Origin of the sequence: Streptomyces sp. NBC_01306 (assembly GCF_026340465.1) — a bacterium.
Taxonomy (GTDB): domain Bacteria; phylum Actinomycetota; class Actinomycetes; order Streptomycetales; family Streptomycetaceae; genus Streptomyces.
Window position 1 is genome coordinate 5119730 of the sequence record NZ_JAPEPC010000001.1, and the last position, 15633, is coordinate 5135362.

The following is a 15633-nucleotide window of genomic DNA, read 5'->3' on the forward strand; positions in this document are numbered from 1 at the left end:
AAGGACCAGTCGTTGTAGCGCAGCCCTCGTATCCGGGAGCCACCTGGGTCGGGCAGCGCACTGACCAGAAGACTTTCGCCAGGCCGTACGTACATCGCGTAGGGAACCGGCGAGCCAGACATCAGCTCCCGTGCGGCGCCCGCGCCCCGGACGAGCGGGACCGTGCATCTGACGCGGACCGTGCCGGACCGGACACAGACGCGGCGCCCGGGAGCGTGACGGGAGAACCGCCCGCAATGCTTGAGTCGAACGATTCCGGTACCACCGGAGCGAACGAAGAGACCAGTCCCAGCGACACGCTGCCCCCGCGCCGTCGGCGCAGGGCCGCGTCGCGCCCCGCAGGCCCCCCGGCCGGCGCGCAGAACGGCGCCGCCGAAGAGGCCGCAGTGGTGACGCCGGCCATACCGGCCGCGGAGGCCACCGAGGCCGACTCCGGCGCAGGTGAGACAGCGGCGCCGCCCGCCCGCCGCCGCGCCACCCGTAAGGCGACCGTTGCCCGAGCTCTCGACGACGCTCGACCAGGGGAGACCCCCATCGCGGGTCCCGCCACGGACGCCGCGCCCGCCGAAGCGGTGAGCGAGGAGCCCGCCGCCGAAGCGCCGCGCGGCCGTGCCCGCCGCCGTGCCTCCGCCCCTGCGGGCGCACCGCAGCCCGGTTCGGACGGTGCCACCGCAGTATCCGCCGTGGAAGCCGCAGAACCGTCAGGGCCGTCCGAAACGGCGGCGCCCACGAGGTCCCGCCGCCGCGCCACCCGGTCCACCGGCGCGCCCGTGGACGAGCCGCAGACCACCCAGGCCGTCGTGGCCGCTGCTGAGCCGGAGCCCGTTGTGGCCGATGAGACTGTGCGGAACACCGAGTCGTCCGAGTCCGCCGAGGCGCAGGACGCCGCCCCGGCGCGTACCCGCCGCCGTGCCACCCGTAAGGCCACCGCGCCCGCCGGCGCACCGAAGAGCTCCGAGGCCGCGGACCGGGCGAGCACCACGACTGAGACTGCCGGTGCGGCGGAGACCGCCCCGTCCGCCGGTTCCGATGAGCCGGCCGAGTCCGCCGTGACGCAGGACGCCGCTCCGGCGCGTACCCGCCGCCGTGCCACCCGTAAGGCCACCGCGCCCGCCGCGGCCGAGCAGCCCGCCGCCGAGCAGGCCGCCGAGCCCGCCGCCGAGGCCCCCGCCGCCGAAGCGCCGCGCGGCCGCGGCCGCCGCCGTGCCACCTCGCCCGCCGCCAGCCCGCAGTCCGGTCGGCAGTCCGATGCCGGCCAGCCCGAGGCCGCAGGCGAGAGCCTGCCCGAGGCCGTGGCCGAGGCGCTCGCCGAGGAGACCGAGGCCGCGCCGCGCGGACGCAAGCGCCGCAGGGCCGAGTCCCCGCAGTTCACCGCTGTCGGCGAGAAGGAGAAGGCGCAGCGCCCCGCGGAGCCCGCCGAGGCCGCGGAGCCCGGTCGCGGCTCGCGCCGCCGTGCGCAGCGCCCCGCCGTGGCCGTCTTCCAGGCCCCTGTCTTCGCCGAGCCGATGTTCCAGACGCCGGAGACCGCTGCCGCCGCTGCCGCCGCCCGGCCCGCCCAGTCCGCGGAAGAGGTCGAGGAGGACGAGGCGGCGGTCGAGGAGACCGCCAAGGCGCCCGAGCCCGCCGAGTCCGCGCCGCAGGGCGGCACGCGCGGCCGTCGCCGCCGTCGCCGTGGCGAGCCCGCGGAAGCCGAGAAGGCTCCGGAGCCGGTGGCCGCGCCCGTCGCCGAGCAGCCCGCGGCCGATGAGGCTGAGGCCGACGAGCAGTCCGCCGATGACGCGCAGCACGGCGACGAGTCCGACGAGTACGGTGACCGGCCCTCGCGCCGCCGTCGCCGGGGTGGCCGCCGCCGCCGTCGTGGCGAGTCCGGAGACACGGACGACAACGACAGCAACGACCGTGACGACCGCAGCGACCGCCGCGACTCCAGTGACACCGAGGCGGAGGGTCCGGACGAGGAGGAGGACGGCCACGCGGCCTCCGCCACGGGCACGGACGAGGAGGACGACGACCACGCGGCCTCCGGGTCCAGCAGCAGCCGGCGTCGCCGTCGCCGTCGCCGTCGCAGCGGTGACACCGGCACCGACGCCGACGCCGTGGCCGACGACCCGGAGCGCACGGTCGTCAAGGTCCGTGAGCCGCGCAAGAAGGAAGCAGCCGAGCGCGAGCCCGGCACCGGCTTCGACGAGGTCCAGTCCATCAAGGGCTCGACCCGGATGGAGGCGAAGAAGCAGCGCCGCCGCGAGGGGCGCGAGCAGGGCCGCCGTCGCGTCCCGATCATCACGGAGGCCGAGTTCCTGGCCCGCCGTGAGGCCGTCGAGCGGGTGATGGTCGTCCGCCAGCACGGCGAGCGCACCCAGATCGGTGTCCTTGAGGACAACGTGCTGGTCGAGCACTACGTCAACAAGGAGCAGGCCACCAGCTACGTCGGCAACGTCTACCTGGGCAAGGTCCAGAACGTGCTGCCGTCGATGGAGGCCGCGTTCGTCGACATCGGCAAGGGCCGCAACGCCGTCCTGTACGCCGGTGAGGTCAACTTCGAGGCGCTCGGCATGGCCCACGGGCCGCGCCGTATCGAGACCGCGCTCAAGTCGGGCCAGTCGGTCCTGGTCCAGGTGACCAAGGACCCGATCGGCCACAAGGGCGCCCGCCTGACCAGCCAGGTCTCGCTGCCCGGCCGCTACCTGGTCTACGTGCCCGAGGGCTCGATGACCGGCATCAGCCGCAAGCTGCCCGACACCGAGCGGTCCCGGCTGAAGACCATCCTCAAGAAGATCGTTCCCGAGGACGCGGGCGTCATCGTGCGTACCGCTGCCGAGGGCGCCAGCGAGGACGAGCTGCGCCGTGACGTCGAGCGGCTCCAGGCGCAGTGGGAGGACATCGAGAAGAAGGCGAAGAGCGGCGGCAGCAGCAATGCCCCGACGCTGCTCTACGGCGAGCCGGACATGACCGTCCGGGTCGTGCGCGACATCTTCAACGAGGACTTCTCGAAGGTCATCGTCAGCGGCAACGAAGCCTGGGACACGATCCACGGTTACGTCGCCCATGTCGCCCCCGACCTGGCCGACCGGCTCTCGCGCTGGACGTCCGAGGTCGACGTCTTCGCGACGTACCGCATCGACGAGCAGCTGATGAAGGCGCTGGACCGCAAGGTCTATCTGCCCAGCGGCGGGTCGCTGGTGATCGACAAGACCGAGGCGATGGTCGTGGTCGACGTCAACACCGGCAAGTTCACCGGCCAGGGCGGCAACCTCGAAGAGACGGTGACCAAGAACAACCTGGAGGCGGCCGAGGAGATCGTCCGCCAGCTGCGGCTGCGCGACCTCGGCGGCATCGTCGTCGTGGACTTCATCGACATGGTGCTGGAGTCCAACCGGGACCTGGTGCTGCGGCGTCTGCTGGAGTGCCTGGGCCGGGACCGTACGAAGCACCAGGTCGCCGAGGTCACCTCGCTCGGCCTGGTCCAGATGACCCGTAAGCGGGTCGGCCAGGGCCTCCTTGAGTCCTTCTCCGAGACCTGCGTCCACTGCAACGGGCGCGGCGTGATCGTGCACATGGAGCAGCCGACGTCGGCCGGTGGCGGCGGTGGCAAGCGCTCCAAGAAGCGCGGCCGCGGCGCGGGCGGCGACCACGAGCACACGGCTGACCACGAGCACACGTCGGACCAGGGTCACGACGAGGCACACGACCACGAGGCGGACACCGAGTACGTCGATGTGGTCCCCGTGGCGGACGAGCCGGAGAGCTTCGTACCGGACGAGGAGCTGTACAGCAGCCCCGCCGAGGCGGAGGCGGCCGCCACGCGCAGCCGCGGCCGCCGCAGGGCGACCCGCAAGGTGTCGGCCCCGGCCGGCGCCCCGAAGGGTTCGCAGCCCGAGCCCGAGCCCGAGCCGGTTGTCTCCGAACCGGCCGTCTCCGAGCCCGTGAGCGAGCAGCCCGCCGCTCCCGAGCCGGTCGCCGAGCAGCCCGCCGCCCAGCAGCCGGCCGCCGAGCCGGTCGCCGAGCCCGAGCCCGCCCAGGAGGCCGCTCCGGCCCGTGGGCGCCGTCGGGCGACCCGTAAGGCCACGGCCCCGGCCGGTGCGCCCAAGGCAGCCGACGAGACCGCGGAGATCGTGGTCGAGGAGGCCCCGGCCCCCGTGGCCGAGGAGCCGCAGGCCCCCGCCGAGCCGGCCGCCGAAGCCGCACCGCCGCGGGCCCGCCGCCGGGCGACCCGTAAGGCCACCGCCCCCGCGGGCGCGGCCGATGCGTCCGTCGTCGTGGTCGAGTCCCCGTCGGACGAGGCCCCCGCGTCTGCGGAGACCGAGGCACCGGCCAAGAAGACGGCCGCGCGCAAGACGGCCAAGAAGGCGCCCGCGAAGAAGGCGGCCGCCAAGAAGACCGCGGCGAAGAAGACCACCGCGGCCAAGAAGACGACGGCCAAGAAGGCGACCAAGAAGACGGTCGCCGCCGAGGAGCAGTCGGCGCCCGGAGTCACGGCCTCCACCGAGGACTGACCCGCGCCGGCCCGTCAGACGAAAGGTGCGGCCCTCCTCCGGGAGGGCCGCACCTGGCTGTCCGGCCGTCCTGCCCGGACCCCGTCAGGGGCCGGTTTGACCCCCCGGACCCCGCCCCGTAGCCTTACCCCTCGGCGTGTTTCCTTGCGCCACACCTCTGAGCAACTCCCTCCTGGCTCCGCCGGGAGAGGCCGCTCGTCCATTCCGGATCGTCGCGGGTCCCCGGACCCGTGTGAGCGGCTGGCATCAGAGGGCCGATTCCGAGCGAAAGAGAGATCCGCGTGTACGCCATCGTGCGCAGCGGTGGTCGTCAGCACAAGGTTGCTGTCGACGACATCGTTGAGGTTGACAAGATTCCCACCGCCAAGGTTGGCGACACGGTCGAGCTCTCGACCCTGCTCGTGGTCGACGGTGACGCGGTCACCAGCGACCCGTGGGTGCTTGCCGGTATCAAGGTCCAGGCCGAGGTCGTGGATCACCACAAGGGTGCGAAGATCGACATCCTTCGCTACAAGAACAAGACCGGCTACCGCCGTCGCCAGGGTCACCGCCAGCAGTACACGGCGATCAAGGTCACCGGTATCCCCGCGGCTGCGAAGTAAGGGACTGAGACATGGCACACAAGAAGGGCGCATCGTCCACTCGGAACGGGCGCGATTCCAATGCTCAGCGGCTCGGCGTGAAGCGCTTCGGCGGTCAGGTCGTCAACGCCGGTGAGATCCTGGTCCGCCAGCGCGGCACCCACTTCCACCCGGGCACCGGCGTCGGCCGTGGCGGCGACGACACGCTGTTCGCGCTGAACCCCGGTTCGGTCGAGTTCGGCACGCACCGCGGCCGCAAGGTCGTGAACATCGTTCCGGTCGCCTGATCTTTAGGCTGCCGTAGAGCGATCTGTCGAGGGCGGACCAGGTTTCCCGTTGCTTACGGGAAGCCGGTCCGCCTTTCGCGTGTTACAGGTAAGACCGGCCGGCAAATGGGGGGCGGGACAAGGAGCGGGGTGTGGTGAGTGCAGCTGCAAGGCGGAGGATTGAACCATGGCGGAGCCATGGTGATTGACGACAACGCCGCAGATGCGCGCACCACACCCCGTGACGCCGCCCCCCATTTGCCGGCCGGTCTAAGACAATTCCGTACGTTTCTGGAGGCACACCCATGACCACCTTCGTGGACCGCGTCGAGCTGCATGCCGCCGCGGGTAGCGGGGGCCACGGCTGCGCCTCCGTACACCGTGAGAAGTTCAAGCCGCTCGGCGGACCCGACGGCGGCAACGGCGGGCGGGGCGGCGACGTCATCCTCGTCGTGGAGCAGGCCGTGACCACGCTGCTCGACTACCACCACAGCCCGCACCGCAAGGCCACCAACGGCCAGCCCGGCGCCGGTGACAACCGCTCCGGCAAGGACGGGCACGACCTCGTGCTGCCCGTGCCGGACGGCACCGTCGTGCTGGACAAGGACGGGAACGTCCTGGCCGACCTGGTCGGTCAGGGCACCACCTTCGTCGCGGGCCAGGGCGGCCGCGGCGGCCTCGGGAACCACGCGCTGGCCTCGGCCCGCCGCAAGGCGCCCGGGTTCGCGCTCCTCGGCGAGCCGGGGGAGTCCCGCGACATCGTCCTGGAGCTCAAGACCGTCGCCGACGTGGCGCTCGTCGGCTACCCGAGCGCCGGCAAGTCCTCGCTGATCTCGGTGCTGAGCGCGGCCAAGCCGAAGATCGCGGACTACCCGTTCACCACGCTCGTCCCCAACCTCGGTGTGGTGACGGCCGGTTCGACCGTCTACACCATCGCGGACGTCCCCGGTCTCATCCCCGGCGCCAGCCAGGGCAAGGGCCTCGGCCTGGAGTTCCTGCGGCACGTCGAGCGCTGCTCGGTGCTCGTGCACGTGCTGGACACGGCGACGCTGGAGTCCGACCGTGACCCGGTCTCCGACCTCGACATGATCGAGGAGGAGCTCAAGCTGTACGGCGGCCTGGAGAACCGGCCCCGTATCGTCGCCCTCAACAAGGTCGACATCCCCGACGGCCAGGACCTCGCCGACATGATCCGCCCGGATCTGGAGGCGCGCGGCTACCAGGTCTTCGAGGTGTCCGCCGTGGCCCATCTGGGGCTGAAGGAGCTGTCCTTCGCGCTGGCCGGCATCATCGCCGAGGCGCGCGCGGCGAAGCCGGCCGAGGAGGCCACCCGGGTCGTCATCCGCCCGAAGGCCGTCGACGACGCGGGCTTCACGGTCAGCTTCGAGGAGGAGGAAGGCGTCTACCGCGTCCGCGGCGAGAAGCCCGAACGCTGGGTCCGCCAGACCGACTTCAGCAACGACGAGGCCGTCGGCTACCTCGCCGACCGGCTCAGCCGCCTCGGTGTCGAGGACCAGCTGATGAAGGCCGGTGCCCGTGCGGGTGACGGCGTGGCCATCGGCGCCGAGGACAACGCCGTGGTCTTCGACTGGGAGCCGACGATGATGGCGGGCGCCGAGATGCTCGGCCGCCGTGGCGAGGACCACCGCCTCGAAGCGCCCCGGCCCGCCGAGCAGAAGCGCCGGGACCGCCAGGCCGAACGGGACGAGTCGGACAAGGAGTACGACGAGTTCAAGCCGTTCTAGCAGAACCGCACACGTTCTGACGGAACCACCCAACAGCCCGGAGGCCCGGGAACGCCGACGCGTTCCCGGGCCTCCGGGCTGTTGCGCCGACTGTTCCGGGCCACCGCGCAGTCCGTTCCCGCGGCCGCTTCACAGAAATGCACAACCGATGGTTGCCAACAGGTGTCTTGTAAGCGGGTGGATGACCAACCACCCGTGAACGCGGGCCTGCGATGTCATGGCGGGGGTTGTGCACCGGCCCGGAGTAGCGGAAGCGGAGTTACGGGGCAGATGAAGATCTCCTTCCTCATCCACACGGTCTACGGGATCGGCGGCACGATCAAGACCACACTGAACCTGGCCGAAGAGCTCGCCGACCGGCACGAGGTCGAGATCGTCTCGGTCTTCCGGCACCGGGAGGTCCCGCTGTTCCGGATCGACCCCCGGATCACCGTCGTACCCCTGGTCGACACCGATCCCGCCTCGATGGCCAATGAACTGGAGCATCCGCTCCAGCAGCAGCCCTCGCAGTGCCTGCCGGCGGCCGAGGCGCGTTTCAAGGAGTACAGCAAGCTCTCCGACCAGCGGGTGCGCAAGCACTACGCCGCATCGGACGCGGACGTCGTCATCGGTACCCGGCCCGGTCTGGTGGCGTACGTCGCCCAGTTCGCCCCGGCCGGTGCGGTGCTCATCGGCCAGGAGCACATGACGCACAACCACCACAAGCAGGCCCTGCGCTCCCAGCTGTACGAGCACCTGGCCGCACTCGACGCCTTCGTGACCGTCTCCGAGGGCGACGCCGCGGTGTACCGCGAGAAGATGCCGCTGCCCGCGACCCGGGTGCTCGCGATCCCCAACAGCGTTCCCGAACCGCCCGTCGCGCCGTCCGACGGCAGCGGCACCACCGTGGTCGCCGCCGGACGGCTGGCGCCCGAGAAGCAGTACCAGGTACTGATCGACGCCTTCGCGGAGGTGGCCGCCGAACGCCCGGACTGGACCCTGCGGATCTACGGCGGGGGTTCCGAACGCCCGAAACTCCGGGAGCGCATCGAGACCAGGGGCCTGCACAACCGGGTCCATCTCATGGGCCCCCACTCGCCCATCGAGCCCGAGTGGGCCAAGGGCGCCATCGCCGTGTCCACCTCCCGCCACGAGTCCTTCGGCATGACGCTGGTCGAGGCGATGCGCTGCGGGCTGCCGGTCGTCTCCACGGACTGCGACTACGGCCCCCGCGAGATCATCGAGGACGGCGTGGACGGGCTGCTCGTGCCCGTCGGCGACAGCGCCGCGGTCGCCGCCGCGCTCCTGAAGCTCATCGACGACGAGGAACTGCGGCGCCGGATGAGCTCGGCGGCGCTCGCCAACGCCCGCCGCTTCGACCCCGGTCAGGTCACCGAGCAGTACGAGAAGCTCTTCACCGCACTGCGCCCGCAGGCCGCGAGCCGCGCCGGCCGGCAGGCTTTCGCACCGGAGGCGGACTGTGTGGTGCGTCCGGACGGCGAGCTGACCGTCACCCTCGTACCGGGCCCCGAGGGCCCCGAGGACTCCGATGCCCCCGCGCACCCGTCGGCGCACGACGGGCAGCGGCTGCTCTGCTCGCGCGCCGACGACCGGACCGACCAGCGCTCGTACCCCTTCGACGCGGACGGTGTCGCGGTCGTCCCGGCCGGCGAGGAGTTCGCCGAGGGGGTCTGGGACTTCTACGCCGAGGCGGCCGGCTCCGGACGGCGGGTACGGATCGCCGCCCGCTCCGTCGACCAGCGCGGCCCGCTGCGCGCCGCGCGGAACGACGGGGTGCGCAACCAGGTCGCCCACCGGCTCAAGGACAAGGGCTTCCTGACCATGCGCAGCTGGAACAGACCCGTGCACGCCGAAGCCGGGGACATCGGCGTCGACGGGACTCAACTCACCGTGTCGGGAACTCTGTTGGGGGCGGCCGCGCTCGCCGGGGACCCGGTCCTGCTGCTGCGCCGCCGCGGCGGTACGAGCGAGGAACTGGCCTTCCCCGGCAGCCGCGAGGGCACGGACGGCTTCCGGGTCACCTTCCCCGCGGCCGGCCCGGCCGCCCGTCTGCTCACCGGCAACGACTACTGGGACATATGGCTGCGGTACGCACCGCAGGCGCGGCCGGTGAAGATCGGCCGCATCCTCGACGACGTGGTGGACAAGAAGGCCGTCTACTCCTGTCCGCCGGCCCTGGTGCGCAAGAAGCGGCCCTGGGGGGCGCTGCGCAAGGCCGTACGGAAGGTCCGCGGCAGGCCGCAGCAGTGGGTCAGGGTGCGTCCGTACTACACCGTCAGCAATGACCTGGCCCTCGCCGTGGCCGAGGTCAAGCCATGAGTTACCCTCGCACCCTGTGGTGTCGGTCACTCACAGTGGCTGGGGGGATCCGAGTCACTTTCCTGCCCTTAGGGTGAACACGCGGTATCGCAAGGGTTGTGGAGGCTTGGCGTCCACCTTGCGAGACGGTCACGGAGAGTGCGACCATCACACCGTTCCCTCGTCATCGCAAGGTAGGTCGTCTGTGTCTGTGCAGCACAAAGCAACCAAGCCCCGGACTACAGCAGTCGTTCTCGCCGGTGGTACCGGCCAGCGCGTGGGTCTGTCGATCCCCAAGCAACTGCTGAAGATCGCCGGGAAGGCTGTGATCGAGCACACCCTGACGATTTTCCAGCAGGCCGATTCCATCGACGACGTGATCGTGCTGATGGCCCCGGGCTACGTACCGGACATCGAGAAGATCGTCGCCAAGTCCGGTCTCACCAAGGTCACCCGGATCATCGAGGGCGGTTCCACCCGCAACGAGACCACCGAGCGCGCCATCGCCGCACTCGGCGAAGGGCTGGCCGAGGGTGAGGACCGCAACGTCCTCTTCCACGACGCCGTGCGCCCGCTGCTCTCGCAGCGCGTGATCAAGGACTGTGTGGACGCGCTGGAGCGCTACCAGGCCGTCGACGTCGCCATCCCGTCCGCGGACACGATCATCGTGACCCGCACCCACGGCGAGGACGGCGAGTTCATCACCGAGGTCCCGGACCGCTCCCGGCTGCGCCGCGGGCAGACCCCGCAGGCCTTCAAGCTCTCCACGATCCGCCGGGCGTACGACGTCGCAGCGGGCGACCCGAACTTCCAGGCCACCGACGACTGCTCGGTCGTACTCAAGTACCTGCCCGACGTGCCGATCTACGTGGTCGCGGGCGACGAGTACAACATGAAGGTCACCCAGCCCGTCGATGTCTTCATCACCGACAAGCTGTTCCAGCTGGCCTCCACCGCGGCCCCGCGCCAGGCCGACGAGGCCGCCTACCGCGAGCTGCTGACCGACAAGACCCTGGTGGTCTTCGGCGGTTCGTACGGCATCGGCGCCGACATCGCCGCCATCGCCGAGTCCTACGGCGCGAAGGTGTACGCGCTGGGCCGCTCCACCACCGGTACGCACGTCGAGAACCCGGAGCACGTCGACGACGCGCTCTCCAAGGCGTACTCGGAGACGGGCCGGATCGACTACGTCATCAACACCGCGGGCGTGCTGCGCATCGGCAAGCTGGCCGAGACGGACAACACCACCATTCAGGAAGCGCTGAACGTCAACTACCTGGCGCCGGTGCAGATCGCGCGCGCCTCGTACAAGTACCTGGCGGAGACCAAGGGCCAGCTGCTGCTCTACACCTCCAGCAGCTACACGCGGGGTCGCGCCGAATACAGCCTGTACTCGTCCACCAAGGCGGCCATGGTGAATCTCACCCAGGCCCTCTCGGACGAGTGGGCCGGTGACGGTGTCCGGGTCAACTGCGTCAACCCGGAGCGCACGGCGACCCCGATGCGCACCAAGGCGTTCGGCCAGGAGCCCGAGGGCAGCCTGCTCTCTTCGGAGGCCGTGGCCCGTACCTCGCTGGACGTGCTGCTCTCCGAGCTGACCGGCCACGTCATCGACGTACGCCAGCAGGACCCGACGCGCGACGCCAGCGCGGAGGCGTCAGGGTTCGAGCAGGCGCTGGCCTCAGTACTGGACCGTCAGGAAGATGTGTAATACTTCCCCGGTATAAGTAGACGTTTCTTTTCGGGCCTCTGTGATCGCGTCGCGCGAATCGCAGAGGCCCGAATGCGTGAAGCCTCGCCTTCACAATTTCCCCAAATAAGTATCCGGAGAAATCCCGCGAAATCCCCGGATCGCACCCGATCGAATCAATCCCCCCAGAATAAAACCGGCACCCCCTGGAGCAGGTTCTTCGTGATTTCGACCGCCATTCGACTGGCGCGCGTAGGCAGCCGGTCCGAGCTGATCGCCGCAGCCTTCATGGGGCTCAGCTACCCGTGCGTGATGATCGCAGCGCTGATCCCCAATATCTGGTTCTTCGCCGCTGCCACCCTCGTGACCTATGTGTCCGACTGGTTCCTGCACCAGCGCCGCAGCTACCTCATCAACCGGCTGGCCAAGGTCCGCGCCGGCCTGTCGATCCGTTTCCTCCTGCGCGAACTGCTGCTTATTCTGCTGCTCGCCCGCCTTCAGCTCGCCGAGCAGCGGGTCTACTACGCCGCCGTCGCCTGTTTCCTGCTCTTCTACGGTCTCCAGGCCGCGCACGGCACGCTGACCACCCTCATCCGGCTGCGCCGCGTCATGCCGGTGGTCACCCGCAACGTCGACCTCGGCGCCATCCCGATTCCCGGGCCCCCGCCGCGCCGGCTGCTGAACCGTGCCGCCGAGAAGATGCTCCACCTGGACGTCTTCGCGATGGTCGGCCTGGTGATCGCGGCCAAGACCGGCACCGACGACTACGGCTACTTCGGCATCTTCATCACGCTGGGCCTCGCCGTCCTCTACATCGCCGCGCTGGTCCCGTACATCCTCAAGGGCCGCCGCGTCCCCTCCGCCGCCACGGTGCTCGCAGGGCTCGACGACTGGCTGCGCGAGTACCGGCCGACCGTCGCCCTCTACTTCTCGGGCTCCAGGGACTCCGCCTATCAGGTGAACATGTGGCTGGAGACGATGGCCCAGACCGAGGGGCGCCCGCTGATCATCCTGCGTGAGCGCGCCATCGTGTCCCAGCTCGCATCGACCACGGTGCCCGTGGTGTGCGTGCCCGGTGGTGTGCACCTGATGAACATGGACCTCTCCACCGTGCGCGTCGCGCTGTACGCGGCGAACGTCGGCAAGAACATCCACATGCTCCGCGTCCCGACCATCAAGCACGTCTTCATCGGGCACGGTGACAGCGACAAGCTCGCCAGCGTCAACCCGTACAGTAAGGCGTACGACGAGGTGTGGACCGCGGGCCGAGCCGGCCGGGACCGTTACGCGCTGGCCGACGTCGGCGTGCGCGACGAGGACATCGTAGAGGTGGGCCGCCCCCAGCTGGCCCCCATCGAGAGCTGGACCGGCACCCCGAAGCAGCAGATCCCGACCGTGCTGTACGCCCCCACCTGGGAGGGCTGGGACGACAACCCGGGCAACACCTCGCTGCTGCTGGCCGGGGAGAACATCGTCAAGCGGCTGCTCGGCGCCAAGCAGCCGGTCCGGGTGCTCTACAAGCCGCACCCCTTCACCGGCACCCGCAGCGCGAAGGCCAAGGCGGCCCACCTGCGGATCACGGCCATGGTCGAGAAGGCCGCAGCCGACCGCGCGGCCGAGCCCCGCTGGACCGAGCAGGCCGCGGCCGGTGCCGCCGACCGGGCCGCAGCGCAGGCCGAGCTGACCCGCATCGAGGCCAGGCTGGACGAGCTGGCGCAGGGCGGCCCGGCGGACGCCGACGAGTCCGAGGAGTCGCGGGCCTCGCTGGCCGACCCGGCGCGCGAGGACGAGACGACCACCCTGCGCTCCCAGTGGAACCGCACCTACTGGCGGACCTTCGGTTACTGGGAGCACCGCGTCATCACCGGCGGCCAGCCCCACCTGTACGACTGCTTCAACGAGTCGGACGGAATGGTCTCGGACATCTCCAGCGTCGTCTCGGACTTCATCGCGAGCGGCAAGCCCTACGCCGTCACCGACTCGGCCGAACTGGGCGCGGAGGAATTCAAGCGGCAGAACACCGCAGTACGTGCTGCCGTGATCCTCTCCAACTCCGCCAAGGAGATCGACCGGCTGCTCACGGCGATCACCGAGTCCTCGGCCGACCCGCTGGCCGACGACCGCCGGGAGCTGAAGGAGTATCTGCTCGGCCCCGACGAGCCCACCTCGATGGAGCAGTTCAACGCTGCTGTACGGGCGCTCACGGCCAAGGCCGACGCCCGCAACGCGGCCGTCGCGCAGCGCACGGGCGCCGCCGAACCGGAGGGCGCACCCGGCCTGAACGACTCGGACGCCACCCCCGTCGACTCGGCGGTCGGCGACTGACAGCGGCTCGGTCCGATCCCTTCGTACCGAACCTTTCGTACGGCCGTTCGCGCACCTCGCGCGGCGGCCGTACTGCATTTGTACTTACGGCTTCGCGACATGAGGATGGATAAAATCCCACAGGACGGATCAAGCCAGACCGACTGCTCGCAAGGGACCACAACGTGAAGGCTCTCGTCCTTTCCGGCGGTGCGGGCACGCGCCTGCGCCCCATCACACACACCTCCGCGAAACAGCTCGTGCCGGTCGCCAACAAGCCGGTGCTGTTCTACGGGCTCGAAGCGATCGCCGACGCGGGCATCACCGACGTCGGCATCGTCGTGGGTGACACCGCCGAGGAGATCCGTGCGGCCGTCGGGGACGGATCCCGCTTCGGCATCGAGGTCACCTACATCCCGCAGGAGGCACCGCGTGGCCTGGCCCACGCCGTGCTCATCTCCCGCGACTTCCTCGGCGACGAGGACTTCGTCATGTACCTCGGTGACAACTTCATCGTCGGGGGCATCACCGGCCTGGTCGACGGCTTCCGGGCCGCCCGCCCCGACGCCCAGATCCTGCTCACCAAGGTCCCCGATCCGACGGCGTTCGGCGTGGCCGAACTCGACGGTGAGGGCCGCGTCGTCGCGCTGGAGGAGAAGCCGGAGGTCCCCAAGAGCGATCTCGCGCTCGTCGGCGTCTATCTCTTCACCCCGGCCGTGCACGAGGCGGTCCGCTCCATCGGGCCCTCCCGGCGCGGCGAGCTGGAGATCACGCACGCCATCCAGTGGCTGATCGACCAGCAGCAGGACGTGCACTCCACGACGATCTCCGGCTACTGGAAGGACACCGGCAACGTCACCGACATGCTGGAGGTCAACCGCGCGGTCCTGGAGACCGTCGAGCCCTGCGAGGACGGCACGGCCGACGAGGCCAGCGAGATCATCGGACGCGTCAGGATCGAGAAGGGCGCCCAGGTCACCCGCAGCCGTATCGTGGGGCCCGCGATCATCGGCGCGTCCACGGTGATCAGCGACGCGTACATCGGTCCGTACACCTCGGTCTCCGAGGGGTGCCGGATCGAGGACAGCGAGATCGAGTACTCCATCGTCCTGCGCGACTCGTCGATCACCGGGGTCCGCAGGATCGCGGCCTCGCTGATCGGCCGGGGCGTCGAGGTGACACCCTCGCCCCGCAGCCCAGCAGCCCACCGACTCGTCCTCGGCGACCACAGCAAGGTGCAGATCTCTTCATGACGAACAGGATTCTGGTGACCGGCGGCGCCGGCTTCATCGGCTCGCACTACGTCCGCACGGTCCTCGGCCCCCAGGGCCCGGGCGACATCACGGTCACCGTGCTCGACAAGCTCACCTACGCGGGCAACCCTGCCAACCTCGACGAGGTCCGGGACCACCCCGGATTCTCCTTCGTACAGGGCGACATCTGCGATCCCGCGCTGGTCGGCAAGCTGATGGCGGAGCATGACCAGGTGGTGCACTTCGCCGCCGAGTCCCATGTCGACCGGTCGATCGACGGCGGCGCCGAATTCGTGCGGACCAATGTGCTCGGCACCCACACCCTGGTCGACGCGGCGCACCGGGCCGGCATCGGCACGTTCGTGCACATCTCGACCGACGAGGTGTACGGCTCGATCGACGAGGGCTCCTGGCCCGAGACCCACCCGCTCGAACCCAACTCGCCCTACTCGTCGGCCAAGGCGTCCAGCGATCTGATCGCGCTCTCCTACCACCGCACCCACGGCCTGGACGTGCGGGTGACCCGCTGCTCCAACAACTACGGGCACCACCACTTCCCGGAGAAGGTCATCCCGCTCTTCATCACCAACCTGCTGGACGGCAAGTCCGTCCCGCTGTACGGCGACGGGGCCAACGTCCGCGACTGGCTGCACATCGACGACCATGTGCAGGGCATCGAGCTGGTCCGTACGAAGGGCCGCGCGGGCGAGGTGTACAACATCGGCGGCGGCACCGAGCTCTCCAACAAGGAGCTCACCGGGCTGCTGCTCAAGGCCTGCGGGGCCGACTGGGACACCAGCGTCGAGTACGTCGCCGACCGCAAGGGCCACGACCGGCGGTACTCGGTGGACTGCGCCAAGATCCGTACGGAACTCGGGTACCGGCCGCGCAAGGACTTCGCGGACGGGCTCGCGGAGACCGTGCAGTGGTACCGCGACAACCGCGCCTGGTGGGAGCCGCTGAAGGAGCGCGCGGCACTCGCCTGACGCGGGCCGTCGGTCGT

Annotated in this window: 9 protein-coding genes; all 9 read left to right on the plus strand. The window is 70.3% G+C overall.

The window, feature by feature from the left end:
• Positions 1-236: 236 nt before the first annotated feature.
• The gene (locus tag OG385_RS22500; protein WP_266857050.1) at positions 237-4493 is read left to right on the plus strand and encodes an Rne/Rng family ribonuclease; all 4257 of its coding nucleotides are present in this window, start codon (positions 237-239) and stop codon (positions 4491-4493) included.
• A 281-nt stretch (positions 4494-4774) separates the two neighbouring features.
• Positions 4775-5095 (plus strand): 50S ribosomal protein L21, encoded by a 321-nt coding sequence (rplU, locus tag OG385_RS22505; RefSeq protein ID WP_164265538.1) that lies wholly within the window; start codon positions 4775-4777, stop codon positions 5093-5095.
• A gap of 11 nt (positions 5096-5106) precedes the next feature.
• The gene (gene rpmA, locus OG385_RS22510; RefSeq protein ID WP_164265539.1) at positions 5107-5361 is read left to right on the plus strand and encodes a 50S ribosomal protein L27; all 255 of its coding nucleotides are present in this window, start codon (positions 5107-5109) and stop codon (positions 5359-5361) included.
• A 284-nt stretch (positions 5362-5645) separates the two neighbouring features.
• The gene (gene obgE, locus OG385_RS22515; protein WP_266857053.1) at positions 5646-7085 is read left to right on the plus strand and encodes a GTPase ObgE; all 1440 of its coding nucleotides are present in this window, start codon (positions 5646-5648) and stop codon (positions 7083-7085) included.
• Positions 7086-7355: 270 nt separating this feature from the next.
• Entirely contained in the window at positions 7356-9404 is a 2049-nt protein-coding gene (locus tag OG385_RS22520; protein ID WP_266857055.1) for a glycosyltransferase family 4 protein, read from the plus strand.
• Between the two features lie 184 nt (positions 9405-9588).
• Positions 9589-11094: a bifunctional cytidylyltransferase/SDR family oxidoreductase gene (locus tag OG385_RS22525; RefSeq protein ID WP_266857057.1), complete on the plus strand. Its 1506-nt coding sequence runs from the start codon at positions 9589-9591 to the stop codon at positions 11092-11094.
• A 201-nt stretch (positions 11095-11295) separates the two neighbouring features.
• Positions 11296-13398, plus strand: a complete 2103-nt coding sequence (locus OG385_RS22530; protein WP_266857058.1) for a hypothetical protein — start codon at positions 11296-11298, stop codon at positions 13396-13398.
• 164 nt (positions 13399-13562) lie between these two features.
• Positions 13563-14630 carry a glucose-1-phosphate thymidylyltransferase gene (locus OG385_RS22535; RefSeq protein ID WP_266857059.1) on the plus strand — a complete coding sequence of 356 codons (1068 nt, stop codon included), beginning with the start codon at positions 13563-13565 and terminating at the stop codon, positions 14628-14630.
• A complete protein-coding gene (gene rfbB / locus OG385_RS22540; RefSeq protein WP_266857060.1) occupies positions 14627-15616 on the plus strand; it encodes a dTDP-glucose 4,6-dehydratase in 990 nt (329 codons plus the stop codon). Before OG385_RS22535 ends, rfbB begins: the two co-directional genes overlap by 4 nt.
• Positions 15617-15633: the final 17 nt, after the last annotated feature.

What these genes read in the sequence shown, in the direction of transcription:
- obgE (WP_266857053.1), top strand. Translation starts at nt 5,646, where the DNA reads ATGACCACCTTCGTGGACCGCGTCGAGCTGCATGCCGCCGCGGGTAGC.
- OG385_RS22500 (WP_266857050.1), top strand. Translation starts at nt 237, where the DNA reads ATGCTTGAGTCGAACGATTCCGGTACCACCGGAGCGAACGAAGAGACC.
- OG385_RS22520 (WP_266857055.1), top strand. Translation starts at nt 7,356, where the DNA reads ATGAAGATCTCCTTCCTCATCCACACGGTCTACGGGATCGGCGGCACG.
- rpmA (WP_164265539.1), top strand. Translation starts at nt 5,107, where the DNA reads ATGGCACACAAGAAGGGCGCATCGTCCACTCGGAACGGGCGCGATTCC.
- rfbB (WP_266857060.1), top strand. Translation starts at nt 14,627, where the DNA reads ATGACGAACAGGATTCTGGTGACCGGCGGCGCCGGCTTCATCGGCTCG.